17 protein-coding genes are annotated in these 15,487 nt (G+C 61.6%); 11 read left to right on the plus strand and 6 right to left on the minus strand.

Annotated elements, in window-relative coordinates; translation table 11 throughout:
• The first annotated feature begins 79 nt into the window (after window positions 1–79).
• On the plus strand, window positions 80–295 hold the full coding sequence (locus tag ACI7M0_RS00200; protein WP_104960532.1) for a dodecin: 216 nt from the start codon (window positions 80–82) through the stop codon (window positions 293–295).
• A 100-nt stretch (window positions 296–395) separates the two neighbouring features.
• On the plus strand, window positions 396–617 hold the full coding sequence (locus tag ACI7M0_RS00205) for a DUF1161 domain-containing protein (protein ID WP_020191565.1): 222 nt from the start codon (window positions 396–398) through the stop codon (window positions 615–617).
• Between the two features lie 71 nt (window positions 618–688).
• Here the strand turns inward: ACI7M0_RS00205 and ACI7M0_RS00210 are convergent, their stop codons facing one another.
• Window positions 689–1,693 (minus strand): LLM class flavin-dependent oxidoreductase, encoded by a 1,005-nt coding sequence (locus ACI7M0_RS00210; protein WP_129931867.1) that lies wholly within the window; start codon window positions 1,691–1,693, stop codon window positions 689–691.
• A 152-nt stretch (window positions 1,694–1,845) separates the two neighbouring features.
• On the opposite strand from ACI7M0_RS00210, the gene ACI7M0_RS00215 reads away from it, so the two are divergent.
• Window positions 1,846–2,271 carry an OsmC family protein gene (locus ACI7M0_RS00215; protein ID WP_003253070.1) on the plus strand — a complete coding sequence of 142 codons (426 nt, stop codon included), beginning with the start codon at window positions 1,846–1,848 and terminating at the stop codon, window positions 2,269–2,271.
• A gap of 75 nt (window positions 2,272–2,346) precedes the next feature.
• Entirely contained in the window at window positions 2,347–2,580 is a 234-nt protein-coding gene (locus ACI7M0_RS00220) for a DUF1161 domain-containing protein (protein ID WP_020191563.1), read from the plus strand.
• A gap of 35 nt (window positions 2,581–2,615) precedes the next feature.
• Here the strand turns inward: ACI7M0_RS00220 and ACI7M0_RS00225 are convergent, their stop codons facing one another.
• Window positions 2,616–3,029: a lipoprotein gene (locus ACI7M0_RS00225; RefSeq protein WP_010951495.1), complete on the minus strand. Its 414-nt coding sequence runs from the start codon at window positions 3,027–3,029 to the stop codon at window positions 2,616–2,618.
• A gap of 55 nt (window positions 3,030–3,084) precedes the next feature.
• Entirely contained in the window at window positions 3,085–3,498 is a 414-nt protein-coding gene (locus ACI7M0_RS00230) for a hypothetical protein (RefSeq protein WP_129931868.1), read from the minus strand.
• An 85-nt stretch (window positions 3,499–3,583) separates the two neighbouring features.
• On the opposite strand from ACI7M0_RS00230, the gene ACI7M0_RS00235 reads away from it, so the two are divergent.
• Window positions 3,584–4,660, plus strand: a complete 1,077-nt coding sequence (locus ACI7M0_RS00235; protein WP_129931869.1) for an aminopeptidase — start codon at window positions 3,584–3,586, stop codon at window positions 4,658–4,660.
• 106 nt (window positions 4,661–4,766) lie between these two features.
• Here ACI7M0_RS00235 and ACI7M0_RS00240 read toward each other — a convergent pair whose 3' ends face one another.
• Window positions 4,767–5,417, minus strand: coding sequence for an HAD family hydrolase (locus tag ACI7M0_RS00240; RefSeq protein ID WP_129931870.1), 651 nt, complete (start codon window positions 5,415–5,417; stop codon window positions 4,767–4,769).
• Between the two features lie 121 nt (window positions 5,418–5,538).
• Entirely contained in the window at window positions 5,539–6,087 is a 549-nt protein-coding gene (locus ACI7M0_RS00245; protein WP_004575263.1) for a gamma carbonic anhydrase family protein, read from the minus strand.
• A gap of 66 nt (window positions 6,088–6,153) precedes the next feature.
• Between ACI7M0_RS00245 and prlC the strand changes: the two genes are divergently transcribed.
• From prlC to ACI7M0_RS00275, 6 genes are all read left to right on the plus strand, one after another.
• Entirely contained in the window at window positions 6,154–8,241 is a 2,088-nt protein-coding gene (prlC, locus tag ACI7M0_RS00250) for an oligopeptidase A (RefSeq protein ID WP_019436839.1), read from the plus strand.
• Window positions 8,238–8,519 carry a YheV family putative zinc ribbon protein gene (locus ACI7M0_RS00255; RefSeq protein ID WP_010951500.1) on the plus strand — a complete coding sequence of 94 codons (282 nt, stop codon included), beginning with the start codon at window positions 8,238–8,240 and terminating at the stop codon, window positions 8,517–8,519. Before prlC ends, ACI7M0_RS00255 begins: the two co-directional genes overlap by 4 nt.
• A 124-nt stretch (window positions 8,520–8,643) precedes the next feature.
• Complete coding sequence (locus ACI7M0_RS00260) at window positions 8,644–10,638, plus strand: M3 family metallopeptidase (RefSeq protein WP_129931871.1); 1,995 nt, start codon at window positions 8,644–8,646, stop codon at window positions 10,636–10,638.
• Between the two features lie 70 nt (window positions 10,639–10,708).
• On the plus strand, window positions 10,709–11,767 hold the full coding sequence (locus ACI7M0_RS00265) for a PA0069 family radical SAM protein (RefSeq protein ID WP_064492522.1): 1,059 nt from the start codon (window positions 10,709–10,711) through the stop codon (window positions 11,765–11,767).
• Between the two features lie 305 nt (window positions 11,768–12,072).
• A complete protein-coding gene (locus ACI7M0_RS00270) occupies window positions 12,073–12,792 on the plus strand; it encodes a carbonic anhydrase (RefSeq protein ID WP_003253046.1) in 720 nt (239 codons plus the stop codon).
• Window positions 12,793–12,984: 192 nt separating this feature from the next.
• The gene (locus ACI7M0_RS00275; protein ID WP_129931872.1) at window positions 12,985–14,517 is read left to right on the plus strand and encodes a SulP family inorganic anion transporter; all 1,533 of its coding nucleotides are present in this window, start codon (window positions 12,985–12,987) and stop codon (window positions 14,515–14,517) included.
• Window positions 14,518–14,798: 281 nt separating this feature from the next.
• Here the strand turns inward: ACI7M0_RS00275 and ACI7M0_RS00280 are convergent, their stop codons facing one another.
• On the minus strand, window positions 14,799–15,440 hold the full coding sequence (locus ACI7M0_RS00280; protein WP_064490959.1) for a hypothetical protein: 642 nt from the start codon (window positions 15,438–15,440) through the stop codon (window positions 14,799–14,801).
• Window positions 15,441–15,487 lie beyond the last annotated feature (47 nt).

Here is a 15,487-nt window from a genome sequence, read left to right on the forward strand (position 1 = left end):
TCGCTGACAGTGACCGCTCGCAGGTAAACCAGGCCTGCGCTGCTAGGCTGAATCTCACTGTCACCCATGGAGAGCACTCATGACCGATCATCACACCTACAAGAAAATCGAACTGGTCGGGTCTTCGCCCACCAGTATCGAAGAGGCGATCAACAATGCTTTGGCCGAAGCCGCTAAAAGCATCAAGCACCTGGAATGGTTCGAAGTGGTCGATACCCGCGGCCATATCCGCGACAACAAAGCGGCGCACTTCCAGGTCACGCTGAAGGTCGGCTTCCGTATCGCCAATAGCTGAAACAACGTCGGGTTGTATGATCCCGGCGTGATGAGGTATTCAGAAAAGGGGCGCCTTGGTGGGGCCCCTTCTGATTTCATCTGCACAAGGAACGCGAGTGATGAACAAACTGATTCTGGCGCTGGGCCTGATGACCCTGGCCGGTGGTGCGCTGGCAGCGGGCAAACCGTGCGAGGAACTGAAGGCGGAAATTGCGGCCAAGCTGGATGCCAAGGGCGTCACTGGCTACAAGCTGGAGATCGTCAAGAAAGGCGAGCCGGCGGGCAAGGTGATTGGTAGCTGCGAGGCCGGTACCAAGGAGATTGTTTACCGCCGCGGCTAATGTGTTTGCTCATTCGCGGGCTTGCTCGCTCCCAAGTCAACCTATGGGAGCGGGCGAGCCCGCGACGAGGGTCACTCGGTCTTGAGGGCCTGCGCCATCAGCTCATATGACCGAATGCGGTCCGCATGCTCATACAGGTCACAGGTAAAGATCAGCTCATCCGCACCCGTCTGTTCCAGCAGCACTTCTACCTTGGCCTTTACCTTCTGCGGGCTGCCGATCATGGCCAGCCCCAGGAAGCTGCCCACCGTCTCTCGCTCATGGGGCAACCACAGCCCATCCATGCTTTCCACGGGTGGCTTCTGCATCAGGCTCTGTCCACGAATCAGCGCCAGGATGCGCTGGTAGACCGAGGTGGCCAGGTATTCGGCCTTCTCGTCGGTTTGCGCCACCACCATGGGAATGCCCAGCATCACATACGGCTTGTCCAGCGTGGTCGAGGGCTTGAAATGGTTGCGGTACACGCGAATGGCCTCGTGCATGTAGCGTGGCGCGAAATGCGAGGCGAAGGCGTAGGGCATGCCGCGCATGCCAGCCAGCTGGGCACTGAACAGGCTGGATCCCAGCAACCACATCGGCACGTCGGTGTCGTGCCCCGGTACGGCGATCACTTTTTGATCATCAGTGCGCGGCCCGAGGTAGCGCGAAAGCTCCTCGACATCGTCCGGGAAGTCGTCCGGGCCGCCAGCGCGGTCGCGTCGCAGGGCGTAGGCCGTCATCTGGTCCGAACCCGGCGCACGGCCCAGGCCAAGGTCGATACGCCCCGGATACAGGCTGGCCAAGGTGCCGAACTGCTCGGCGATCACCAGTGGCGCATGGTTGGGCAGCATCACCCCGCCAGAGCCCACGCGAATACGTGAGGTCCCCCCGGCCAGGTAGCCGATCAGCACCGAAGTCGCCGAACTGGCGATGCCGTCCATGTTGTGGTGCTCGGCCACCCAGAAGCGGTTATAGCCAAAGCGCTCGACATGCTGCGCCAGGTCCAGCGAGTTGCGCAGCGATTGCGCGGGGCCAGCGTCGGCGCGTACGGGCACCAGGTCCAGGGTGGAAATCTTCAGGTCACGCAGCTGCGTCATGGAGCCTCCGCAAAAGTGATTGGCCAGAGGCCTTTTTGACTCTGTATGGGCGCGTTCGTTGGATTCAATGCCTGCAAGCATATTGCTCTGAACTTGCGGCAGGCGGCAGGCCTCTGAACCCTAGGTAAGCAACCCAGTGACCAGGAGGCATCATGAAAAAGACAGCATCGGCGATCTGGCAAGGTGGCCTGAAGGATGGAAAAGGCCTGCTTTCTACCGAAAGCGGCGCACTCAAGCAGAACCCTTATGGCTTCAACACACGTTTCGAGGGCACGCCCGGCACCAACCCGGAGGAGCTGATTGGCGCGGCCCATGCCGGTTGCTTCTCGATGGCGCTATCCATGATGCTCGGCGAGGCGGGGCTTACCGCAGAGCGGATCGACACGGCTGCAGAGGTGACGCTCGACAAGCAAGCTGACGGTTTTGCCATTACCGCGGTGCATCTGGTGCTCAGGGCCAAGGTACCTGGGGCCAGCGAGGCTCAGTTCCTGGAGATTGCCAACAAGGCGAAGGAAGGCTGCCCGGTGTCCAAGGTTTTGAATGCAAAGATCAGCCTGGATGCGGCGCTGGTGGGGTGAAACGGTGCAACGGTGGTGGTTTGCTGTAGTCTAAAGAACGTCGGCAGCGCCACTGCCCTTTCCAGGAGCCGTTCCATGATTCGCGTAGCTATCGCTGTGTTGGCTTCCCTTGTCGCCACGTCTGCGCTGGCGGCCGTCAAGCCTTGCGAGGAGCTGAAAGCCGAGATCGAGGCCAAGATCCAGGCCCAAGGGGTTTCGTCCTACACGCTGGAGATCGTGCCCAACAGCGAGGTCAAGGACCAGAACATGGTCGTCGGGACCTGCGATGGCGGGACGAAGAAGATCATCTATCAGAAGAACGATCGATAAGCATCAGGGCCCGGGGCTGCGAAGCAGCCCCCCACTCACGGGATGCAGAACACTTCGCTAGGCTCGTTCACTACCACCTTGCGGTTGGCGTCATATAGCAGCACCTGCGGCTCCATCACCGGCGCCCGCGCTTCCAGGCGATAGCGCTCGCCGGCCTTGAAGTTGTCAAAGCGGACGGTCAGGTAGCAGGTTCGGTCCCTGGGTTGTGACATGAGGCCGCCCGAGTAGATTTCATAATCGAAGCGCACCACCAGTTCATGCTTGCCCGGTGTCACCTGAAAGTAACGGCCATCGTCCAGGCGCTTGCCATCGAGGCGGTCGGCCATGATCACCCGACCGGGGGTCATGGTGTACAGATCGACCCAAGCCTGCTTGGGGTCGACGGGCGGCAAGGGGCTGGCGCAAGCCCCCAGTGTACTGAGGGCGATCAGCATCATGGGCTGGCGCATGGCAAAACTCCCACTTGCGATTTACAAGTAACAAGCATAGCGCCGTTTGTGCAGTTCAGGTGCGCTGACAACCCGCCGGCAGCCCTTGACCCAGCAGTTTTTGCTGGTGGTCGTAGAGTTTTATCCAAGGGCGGAAGCCAATGCTGCCAGCCTGCAGCTGATAACGCTGCCCGGCGCTGAAGTCCTTGAAGGTCAGCTTGACCTGGCAATCGCGCCACAGTGGCTGATCGACGGGGCCGATATTGCTGGGGTTAACCGGAAACTGATAGCGCACGGTCAGTTCGTGGCTGCCGGGTTGAACCTCGAAATAGCGGCTGTCAGCCCAGTCACGCTCATCGACCTGCACGGCATCCAGCGAGGTATTGTCGTAGCGGGTGAGGTCGATCCAGGCCTGGTTCGGGTCTGGGTCTGGCAATGTTGAACAGGCAGAGATCAACAACACTGAGCCGGCGACCAATAATGCACGCATGGCGAAACTCCCCCTTGGCGAGATAGTCTTGGAGCGAAATGGTCTTGAGCGAGTCAGACAGTCCCGGATGCTTCGACTTTTTCTTATGCAGCGCTCAGGCCTTGGGGCACTCGACCGCATTTTCACCCGTTTGGTTCCACTGCTTGCGGCGTTCCTGCTGAACGGTTGCAGCAATGTCGCCTACTATGGGCAGCTGGCCCAGGGCCAGTGGCAGTTGCTGCGGGCGCGGCAGCCTGTAGAGCAGGTATTGGCCGACCCTGCTACCCCTGCACCCTTGCGCGCGCACCTGCAACAGGCCGAACAGGCGCGGGTGTTTGCCAGCCAGCAATTGAAACTGCCAGACAACCGCAGCTACCGGGTATATGCCGACCTTGGCCGCCCCTACGTGGTGTGGAATGTGTTCGCCACGCCCGAGTTGTCGTTGCAACCGGTAACGCACTGCTTTCCGATTGCCGGGTGCGTGGCGTACCGCGGCTACTACCAGCAAGGCGCGGCGCGAGGTGCGGCGGCGTTGATGCGTCAGGATGGCCTGGATGTGTACGTGGGCGGCGTGGAAGCTTATTCGACCCTGGGTTGGTTCGATGACCCGATTTTGTCGTCGATGGTGGGCTGGGGCGATGAGCGCCTGGCTACGTTGATCTTTCATGAACTGGCCCACCAGCGCTTCTATGTGCAGGACGATACCGAGTTCAATGAATCGTTTGCCTCGTTCGTCGAGCAGGAAGGCACGCGGCAATGGCGGGCGGCGCGTGGGCTGGCGGCGGTTGACGCAGAGCAGAGGCAGCAGCAGCGTGACCAGTTCATCCGCCTGGTGCTGGCCTGTCGTGAGCGGTTGCAGGCCATTTATGCCGGGCCTTTGGATGATGCGCACAAGCGCCGGGCCAAGCAGGCCGAGTTTGAGCGTTTGAGGCGTGAATACCGGCAGCTGCGTGATGGCCAGTGGGGTGGTGACAAGCGCTATGACGCGTGGATGTATGGGCCGATGAATAATGCCAAGTTGTTGCCGTTCGGGCTCTATGACCAGTGGGTGCCGGCGTTTGCGGCGCTGTTTCGTGAGGTGGGTGGGGATTGGGTTCGGTTTTATGCGCGGGTCGAGCATTTGGGGCGGTTGCCGATTGAAGAAAGGAAAGCGGCGTTGCAGCGTCTGATGGTTAGCCTTTGAGATTTTGGGGCCGCTTTGCGGCCCATCGCGACACAAGGCCCCCACAAAGGCCCTGCGTACGCCGATCGAGGTGGGAGGGCCGGCTGCAAAGCAGCCCTGCTGGCGCTCAAGCCTTGATAAAAGCCTGATGCAAATCGGCTACCGTGGCGAAGTGGAAAGCGGGTTCTTCTGCCATCAGCTCTTCCCGGCTCCCAAACCCGTACCCCACCGCGACTGCTTGTAGCCCGTTGCTGCGCGCGCCGATCAGGTCATGCTTGCGGTCCCCGATCATCAGGGTGTGCGCCGGGTCCAGCCCTTCTTCATCCAGCAAATGGCGAATCAGCTCGACCTTGTTGGTGCGCGTGCCGTCCAGTTCACTGCCGTAGATCACCTTGAAGTGATGATCGAAAGCAAAGTGCCGGGCGATTTCGCGGGCGAACTCCCACGGTTTGGAGGTGGCAATGTACAGCGTGCGGCCCTGCCCGGTCAGGGCCTCAAGCAACTCCGGCACACCTTCGAACACGAGGTTCTCGTATAGACCGGTCACGCGGAAACGCTCCCGGTAGAAGTTCACCGCATCCCAGGCCTTGGCTTCGTCGAAGCTGTAGAACTGCATGAAAGCCTGCAGCAGGGGTGGGCCGATGAAGTGTTCGAGGCGGGCCAGGTCTGGTTCGTCGATGCCCAGCTTGGCCAGGGCGTACTGGATCGAGCGGGTGATGCCCAGGCGTGGGTCGGTCAGGGTGCCGTCGAGGTCGAAGAGGATGTTTTGCTGGTGCATGTACAGGGTTCCACTTGAGTGCTGCGTGGCCTTCTTCGCGGGCATGCCCGCTCCCACAGGTACAGCGCAGGCCTTGATGGCTCCACTGAACCCGTGGGAGCGGGCGTGCCCGTGAATGCGGTCATTCAGGTTGATCGTAGCCTTCGGCCAGGTGCTGGTCCTTGAGCTTCACGTAGTTGCCGGCGCTGTAAGAGAAAAATGCGCGCTCCTTGTCGTTCAGCAGCCGGGCCTGTTTCACCGGGCTGCCCATGTACAGGTAGCCACTGACCAGGCGTTTGCCCGGCGGCACCAGGCTGCCAGCGCCAATGATCACTTCGTCCTCGACGATGGCACCATCCATGATGGTGCTGCCCATACCCACCAGGATACGGTTGCCCAGGGTGCAGCCATGCAGCATCACCTTGTGCCCGATGGTCACTTCGTCGCCGATGATCAGCGGGAAACCGTCCGGGTTGAAAGGCCCGGCGTGGGTAATGTGCAGCACGCTGCCGTCCTGCACGCTGGTGCGCGCGCCAATGCGGATGCGGTGCATGTCGCCGCGCACCACGGTCAACGGCCAGACCGAACTGTCTTCACCGATCTCCACGTCGCCCAGCACCACCGCCGAACGGTCGACGAAGGCCCTGGGCCCAACTTTCGGAGTGTGTTGCTGGAAGCTGCGAATGGCCATGATAGCGTCTCTCATCTGTGCCGATAGGCAGGCTGCCTGCTGCGGTCGGCGTCGATTGTAATTAAGATGGGGCAGTGTTTCTTCTGCCAAGGTATCCAAACCGTGACTGCGAACAACCCGCTTCTGCAATCCCACGATCTGCCGCCCTTCTCGCAAATTCGTGCCGAACACGTGTTGCCGGCGATCGAAGCGATCCTGGCTGACAACCGTAAAGCCATTGCCGAGATCCTTGAAAAGCAGGGCAAGAACCCTACATGGGCCGGCCTGGTGCTGGCCATGGACGAACTGAACGACCGCCTGGGCGCCGCCTGGAGCCCGGTCAGCCACCTCAATGCGGTGTGCAACAGCGCCGAGCTGCGCGAGGCTTACGAGTCTTGCCTGCCAGCCCTGAGTGCCTACTCTACCGAACTGGGCCAGAACCGCGCGCTGTTCGAAGCCTACCAGGCGCTGATCGACAGCCCTGAGGCTGCCGGCTTCGACGTGGCGCAAAAGACTATCCTCGAGCACGCCTTGCGTGACTTCCGCCTGTCGGGTATCGACCTGCCGGCGGACAAGCAGCAGCGTTACGCCGAAGTGCAGAGCAAGCTCAGCGAGCTGGGCAGCCGTTTCTCCAATCAGCTGCTTGACGCCACCCAGGCGTGGACCAAGCATGTTACCGACGAAGCTGCGCTGGCCGGCCTGACCGATTCGGCCAAGGCGCAGATGGCCGCTGCAGCCCAGGCCAAGGGCCTGGACGGCTGGCTGATCACCCTCGAGTTCCCCAGCTACTACGCAGTGATGACCTACGCCAGCGACCGCGCCCTGCGCGAAGAGCTCTACGCCGCCTACTGCACCCGCGCCTCCGACCAGGGCCCGAATGCCGGCCAGTTCGACAATGGCCCGGTGATGCGCGAAATCCTCGACCTGCGCCAGGAGCTGGCCGAACTGCTGGGCTACAAGAACTACGCCGAGCTGAGCCTGGCCACCAAGATGGCCGAGTCCAGCGATCAGGTGCTGAGCTTCCTGCGTGACTTGGCCAAGCGTTCCAAGCCGTTCGCCGCCCAGGACCTGCAACAGCTCAAGGCCTACGCTGCCGAACAAGGCTGCCCCGAACTGGCCAGCTGGGACGCCGGCTACTTTGGCGAGAAGCTGCGCGAGCAGCGCTACAGCGTGTCGCAGGAAGCCCTGCGCGCCTACTTCCCGATCGACAAGGTGCTGGGCGGCCTGTTCAGCATTGTGCAGCGCCTGTACGGCATCGAAATCGCCGAGCTCAAAGGCTTCGACAGCTGGCACCCGGACGTACGCCTGTTCGAGATCAAGGAAAACGGTCAGCACGTTGGCCGTTTCTTCTTCGACCTGTACGCCCGCGCCAACAAGCGTGGTGGCGCCTGGATGGACGGCGCCCGTGACCGTCGCCGCACCGCCGGCGGCCAGCTGCAAAGCCCGGTGGCCAACCTGGTGTGCAACTTCACCCCGGCCGCGCCCGGCAAGCCCGCGCTGCTGACCCACGATGAAGTCACCACCCTGTTCCACGAATTCGGTCACGGCCTGCACCACATGCTGACCCGCATCGAGCATGCCGGCGTGTCCGGCATCAACGGCGTGGCCTGGGATGCGGTCGAGCTGCCAAGCCAGTTCATGGAAAACTGGTGCTGGGAGCCGGAAGGCCTGGCACTGATTTCTGGTCACTACGAAACTGGCGCCGCCCTGCCCCAGGACCTGCTGGACAAGATGCTGGCCGCGAAAAACTTCCAGTCGGGCATGATGATGGTGCGCCAGCTGGAGTTCTCGCTGTTCGATTTCGAGCTGCACGCCAGCCATGGCGACGGCCGCAGCGTATTGCAGGTGCTCGAAGGTGTGCGTGACGAGGTGTCGGTCATGCGCCCGCCGGCTTACAACCGTTTCCCCAACAGCTTTGCGCACATTTTCGCGGGCGGTTACGCGGCGGGCTACTACAGCTACAAGTGGGCCGAAGTGCTGTCGGCTGACGCCTTCTCGCGCTTCGAGGAAGAAGGCGTGCTGAACGCCGAGACCGGCCGCGCCTTCCGCGAGGCGATCCTGGCCCGTGGGGGTTCGCGCGAGCCGATGGAGCTGTTCGTCGACTTCCGTGGCCGTGAGCCTTCCATCGATGCATTGCTGCGCCACAGTGGTCTCACCGAGGACGCTGCAGCATGAGTGAGGTAGCTGTGAACAAGACCAAGAAGCGCTTCATTGCCGGTGCCGTGTGCCCGGCGTGCAGCGAGCCCGACAAGCTGATGATGTGGAACGAAGACGGCGTACCGCACCGCGAGTGTGTGGCCTGCGGCTTTACCGACACCCTCAACGAGCAGGGCTTGTCGGTGCCGAAGGAACTGGGCACGCGGGTCAACCACCTGGCGCCGAAAGCCGCGCCGGCCAAGGTGCAGACCGTGCAGTTCTTCCCAAATCCGAAGCTGAAAAAGCCGGCTGAGTAATCCTGTCATGCCGCCCGGGTGCAATGCCCGGGCTGGCATGGACAGGTGTTAGATAGTCAGGCCACCTGGCACACGCTGGCCATGCAAGCTCTCTTGCTCATTTCTATCAGCAAGGTGATGCACCATGGCCAACCCTCTTCTGCAAGATAGCCATATCCCCGTCGATTACTCTTCCATCACCCTCGAAAACATGCAGGCGGCATTCGCTCACGTGCTGCAGGCACACGAGAACGGTGTCGAACGCATCATCCGTGATCAACGAACCATGCCCACCTGGGATGACATGGTGCTGGCGGTGGATGGGCTGGATAGCCGGCTGCTGGCAGTGTTGTATGCCACCTCACCACTGGTCGGCCGGGATACGGCGTGGGCCAACGCGATCATTGATTTCTACGGGAAAGTGACGGCGCGCTTCGAGCAAAAATTCGCCAACACGGCTTTGCATGACCTGTATGCACGCTTGGCCGGCAGTGACATCGGCAAGCAACTGGATGTCGGGAAGCGTGCCACTTTGCGTTGGCACCTGGGCAAGTTCGCCGCTAGCGGGGCGTTACTCGACACCGCAGGCAAAGCGCATCTGGCAGACCTTCAAGCGCAGATTGGCACTGCACGCGAGGCGTTCCGCAGCAACATCGACCGGCCTGGGTTGAATATCACCGATGAAGCGGAGCTGAGCGGCATCCCGCAGCGGGTACGTGACGAATTGGCTGCAAGCGCACAGCAAGCAGGTAAGCAGGGGTGGTTGATTGCGTGTGACACGGTGACTACGCGTGAGGTGCTCAAACATGCTGACAACCGCCAGCTCCGTGAGCGCGTCTACCGGGCTTTTCACGCCCGTGGCGTCAGCCATGATCGGCAACAGGACAACCGCACGTATTTGCAGCAACTGGCGCAATTACTTGAGGAGAAGGCCCTCCTGCTCGGTTATTCCGGCCATCTGGAGCAGAGCCTGCAGGTGAAGAGTGCGGGTTCGGTAGCCCAGGTGTGCAGCTTTCTCCACGATCTGGCCGATCATGTGCGACCTGCCATGTTGCGGTGGCGTTCGCAGGTGGAGTGTTGGGCTGCCGAGCAGGGCCTGGGCAAACCCCAACCCTGGGATTTCGAGTACCTGCGGTGTGCTTCGCGCAGCGAGTTTCCTGCCGAAGCGCTGCGCGATTACTTCCCGCTGAATACTGTTGTCAGTGCGTTGCAGCAATTGGCGCAGACGTTGTTTGGTGCAGTGCTGCAGCCCAAAGCGCTGCCTGTCTGGGATGACAGCGTGCAGCCGTTCGAGGTTTGGCAGGACAGCGCTTTCATTGGCTTTCTGTATCTGGATGCCGTGCAACACGCAGGCAAGCAGCCAGACGCGGTGTTCACCACCTATGCAAGGAATCGCCGGGTCGATGCAGAGGGTATCTACCAGGCAGCCTCGGTGGTGGTGTTCAGTGATGTGCCGCAAGCGCTATCAGGCTCACAGCCGTTGCTCGATCATTTGTCACTGCGCAAGCTGTTCCATGAATTCGGCCATGCCCTGCACCACCTGCTGGTACGTACGACGAACCACGTCATGTCCAATGTGACCGAGCTGGGCACCGATGGTGTGGAGTTGTTCGGCAAGCTGTTCGAACGTTGGGTCTGGGACGCGGACTACCTGGTGGCGATCTCGGCGCGCACCCACGATGGCCACCAACTATCCCGCAAGCAAGCCGATGAGTGCCTGCGGCAGCTACGGCAGCAGAGCGTGGAGGAGATCGCGGGTGATCTATGCCTGGCGCTGTTCGACATGGACCTGCTTGGCACACCAAACGATGGCAGGACCTTTGAACAGCGACTGGGTGATGCCCGCGCGCGTTGCGGTTACTGGCCACTCGCTGATTTCGAACATCCGGCGCATGCCTTCGACCACCTTGTGAACGGCTACGATGCAGGTTACTACGCCTACCTGTGGTCGGATGTGCATGCCTTCGATGTGTTCACCCGCTTCGAAGCCGAGGGCCTGTTGAACGGAGCTACGGGTCGGGCACTGCAGGAAGCACTGTTCGCCCCAGGGGCATCGCGCCCATTGCGTGAAGGCATCGAGGCGTTTCTTGGGCGGCAATCGAGCCAGGCAGCGTATCTCGGCTGGCATGGCCTGAAGTAGTCAGACCAGAGGTGCTGGAAAGATCCCGGCATGCACGATACTGTATATGAATACAGTACTCGGGTGAGCCATGATTCCTCCAGCACCGCAAAAGGGCCGTGGCACGGCGCACAATCCACACAACCGCTTTGCCCCTGGTCGTTCGGTGGCGGAAGATGATGGCTGGTACCAGGAAGTGCCGCAAACCCAGGGTACCGAGGTGCGGATCGAGACAGCCAAGTCGGTGATCAGCCGCAACACTTCACCCGACCTCCCTTTCGATCGTTCCATCAACCCTTACCGTGGCTGCGAGCATGGCTGCATCTACTGCTATGCCCGCCCCTCACACGCCTACTGGGACCTTTCTCCCGGCCTGGATTTCGAGACCAAACTGATTGCCAAGACCAACGCCGCCGAGGTGCTGGCACAGCAATTGAGCAAACCGGGCTACGTGTGCGCGCCGATCAATCTGGGCTCCAACACCGACCCGTACCAGCCGATCGAGCGGGAACAGTTGCTGACCCGGCGCTTGCTCGAAGTGTTACTGCGTTTTCGTCACCCGGTGACCATTGTCACCAAGGGTTCACTGGTGCTGCGCGACCTCGACCTGCTGGCCGAGATGGCCCGCCAGCGCCTGGCACGGGTGATGATCAGCCTGACCACGCTGGACGACGGCCTCAAACGGGTGCTCGAACCCCGAGCAGCCTCACCCGGTGCGAGGTTGAGGGCCATCCGGGTATTGCGTGAAGCGGGCGTACCGGTGGGTGTTTTGTGTTCGCCGATGATTCCGATGATCAACGACAGTGAACTGGAACGCCTGCTGGAGGCGGCCAAGGAGGCTGGCGCCCAGAGTGCGGCCTACATGATGCTGCGCCTGCCGCTGGAAGTGGCGCCGTTGTTCGAGCAGTGGTTACAGGACCATTACCCGCAGCGGGCGGCGCATGTGTTGAGCCTGATCCGCCAGAGCCGCGGTGGCGAGCTGTATGACAGCCGGTTCGGCGTGCGCATGCGTGGTGAAGGGGTATTTGCCGAGTTGCTGGCGCAGCGCTTTGCCAAGGCAATGAAACGGCTGGATTTCGAAGGGCGCGAGGCGCAGGCGCTGGATTGCTCGGCGTTTTGCCCACCGGGTGGGCAGATGGCGCTGTTCTGACATGAACCCCACCCCCACAGGGGGCTGCGCATTGCTCACAACGCAACTAATAACAACCAATAATTGCGCTAATACATATTGGCAGCTGATGTTTTTTTGCTATTATCCAGTTCCCGCCTTTTTCATCTGGAACGCCCGTTCTAGAGCCTTCGAATTAAGTTTCAGTTAAGTTTTCCCCGCTAGCGTAGGTAACAAGTCCACACCGACTGTGATCTATGGCCCGTGCGTGTCATCTAAAACCCTGCATAGCCTGAATCTTTCACCGGTAAAATGGATTTACCTACACACCGTCAAGAGGATGAATCATGCCCGTCAAGGACCCATCCAAGGTCGTACCGCAGGTCCCCGCGGAAAGCGCCGATGCTGCCCTCAAGCACATCGTCGACGGCTTCCTGCGCTTTCACCATGATGTTTTCCCTGATCAGCAAGAGCTGTTCAAGAAGCTCGCCACCGCGCAAACACCACGCGCCATGTTCATCACCTGTGCCGATTCGCGCATCGTTCCCGAGCTGATCACCCAGAGCTCGCCAGGCGACCTGTTCGTGACCCGTAACGTGGGTAACGTGGTACCGCCTTATGGCCAGATGAACGGGGGCGTTTCCAGCGCCATCGAGTACGCCGTAATGGCGCTTAAAGTGCACCACATCATCATCTGTGGCCACTCCGACTGTGGCGCCATGCGTGCGGTACTCAACCCGCAGTCGCTGACCAAGATGCCTACAGTTGGCGCCTGGTTGCGCCACGCTGAAGTGGCCCGCACCGTGGTCGAGAACAACTGCTCCTGCGGCAGCGAACACGAGACGATGCAAGTGCTGACCAAAGAGAACGTCATCGCCCAGCTGCATCACTTGCGCACCCATCCTTCGGTGGCCTCGCGCCTGGCAGCCGGTGAGCTGTTCATTCATGGTTGGGTGTACGACATCGAGACCAGCAAGATCGAAGCCTACGACGCCGCCAGCGACAGCTTCCTGCCCTTGGCCGCGGGTGAACCCGTTCCCTGCGCCACTCCGAGAGGCCGCTACTAAGCGACCCGTCCGCCGCTAGAACCTTGATAGCCGGCTGCACCCTGCAGGGGTGTGGCGCGGCCTTCGGCTGCCTTGAATTCCCTGACTGCCCTGCCGGCGTGCTCGCTGGCGGCCCGCGCCTGCGCGCTTGTCAGGGGCAAACGTGCCCACGGCCAGGGGAATGGCCGTACGACTAGAGAAAGGAGAAACACGGTGAACATTACACAGTTGAAAGCGGCCCTGCCGCGTGAGTTGCTGGCGTCGGTGGTGGTCTTCCTGGTGGCCTTGCCGTTGTGCATGGGCATTGCGATCGCTTCTGGCATGCCGCCGGCAAAAGGCCTGATTACTGGGATTATCGGCGGCATTGTCGTCGGTTTCCTTGCTGGATCGCCGCTACAGGTCAGCGGCCCTGCTGCCGGTCTGGCGGTACTGGTGTTCGAGCTGGTACGCCAGCACGGCATGGCGATGCTCGGGCCAATCCTGTTGCTGGCCGGCCTGTTGCAGTTGCTTGCCGGTCGCTTGCGCCTGGGCTGCTGGTTCCGCGTGACCGCGCCGGCGGTGGTTTACGGCATGCTCGCCGGGATTGGCGTGTTGATCGTGCTTTCGCAGGTGCATGTGATGTTCGACACCGCGCCGCAACCGTCGGGCCTGCAGAACCTGCTGGCGTTCCCGGCAACTTTGTCGGCTGCCCTGCCACAGGAGAGCACCGGCGCCGGCTGGATGGCCGGTGCGCTGGGCCTGGGGACCATCGCCATCATGTGGGGCTGGGAGCGCTTGCGGCCGCAGCGGCTGCGTTTCGTGCCGGGTGCATTACTCGGCGTGGCCAGCATGACCGCTATCAGCATGTGGCTGGCCTTGCCGGTGAACCGCGTGCAGGTACCGGCCGACCTGTCCGAGGCCATCGACTGGCTTCGTCCGGAGGACCTGTTGCAGCTGGCCGACCCTGCCCTGCTGGTCGCCGCCTTTGCCTTGGCGTTCATTGCCAGCGCCGAAACCTTGCTGTCGGCCGCAGCAGTGGACCGCATGCACAGCGGCCAGCGTTCGGACTTCGACCGCGAACTGTCGGCCCAGGGCATCGGCAACATGCTGTGCGGGGTGCTGGGTGCCCTGCCGATGACCGGGGTAATCGTGCGCAGCTCGGCCAACGTCCAGGCGGGGGCGCAAACCCGGGCGTCGGCAATCTTCCATGGCTTGTGGTTGCTGGCCTTCGTGGTGGCGCTGAGCAGCGTGCTGCAGCAGATCCCGGTAGCGAGCTTGGCGGGGGTGTTGGTGTTTACCGGGGTCAAACTGGTCGACTTCAAGGCGTTCCGCGGGCTGGGCCGTTATGGGCGCATGCCGATGTTTACCTATGCGGCGACTGCGCTGGCGATTATCTTTACCGACCTGCTGACCGGTGTGCTGCTGGGCTTTGCCCTGACCTTGCTGAAGCTGGCGTTCAAGGCGGCGCGGCTGAAGATCAACCTGGTGAGCCTGGCCAAGGATGGGCACATGGAGCTGCGCCTCAGTGGCGCGGCGACCTTCCTGAAGGTGCCGGCGCTGACCCAGGTGCTGGATACCGTACCGGCGGGCACCACGCTGCATGTGCCGCTGGGAAACCTGAGTTATATCGACCACTCGTGCCTTGAATTGCTGGAGGACTGGAGCCGCAGCAATTCTGCCAATGGGTCACGGTTGCTGATAGAGCAGCGGCGCCTGAAGCGTCGGATCGAGGGGCGGTTGCGGACTACGGCGGGGGTTGGGGCGTAGGAGCGGGTTTACCCGCGAATACGGTAGCGGCGGCAACGGTGAACGGCGGGTTGAGATTGGCCAGCAGGGCCGGCCCTTTCGCGGGTGAACCCGCTCCTACGACGGCCTGTGCCGAACCACCGATGCGTGTGTAGGGGCGGGTTTACCCGCGAATACGGTAGCGGCGGCAGCGGTGATCGGCGGGTGGAGATTGGCCAGCAGGGCCGGCCCTTTCGCGGGTAAACCCGCTCCTACCACGGCCTGCGCCGAACCACCGATGCACCTAGGCCGTGACAGGTATATCAGGCCGGCTGACCCAGCTCGACACCCAGTTGGCGCGACAGGCACGGCCAGCGCTTCCACGCCGCGCCAGTTGCCGGGCTGCTCAGCTTCTCTCGATAAGCCTCCACCGATTCAACCGCAAAGCTCTCGTCATTGAGCATTTCGTCGACCGAGTGGTGCACCACCTCATCCAGCTGGTTGGCAAAGCTTTCGCCAATCAACTGGTGGGCAATCAGGTTGGCGACCGTGGTGTCGACCGGGATCAACGGCTGCTGGAAGTGGCGGATGTACAAGTCATTCACCTCTTCCACCAGGCGGTGCGCCAGGTATGCTTCATCCAAAAGGCAGTCCAGGCCTACATGCCCTTGCATCACGCTGGGCGGCTGCAGGAAGTAGGCTTCGGCAATTTTCAGTACAGGTTTGATCTGCGATTCAATCCCGGCTTCGCGGGCGACCTCGTGGGCGGCCTCCAGCAATTCCGGAACCTGATCGATGTAGGCGCTGACGAAGCGCGCCAAAGTACCCTGGGCGTCCTGCTCAGGCAGTTGGATCGAGGGGTGCAGGTGGGGCAGTTGCAGCTCGAGACGCTCTTTCAATTGGCCGGTCTGGCCTTCATGTTGATGGGCTTGGCTTACCTGCTCGCGTACAGCAGCGATGTTCATGACAACTCCAGGGACATTACGTTTCAAACGGAAGACACTAAATTAGC

The sequence above is a fragment of the Pseudomonas sp. 10(2024) genome (assembly GCF_045164175.1).
GTDB classification, from domain to species: Bacteria; Pseudomonadota; Gammaproteobacteria; order Pseudomonadales; family Pseudomonadaceae; genus Aquipseudomonas; species Aquipseudomonas alloputida.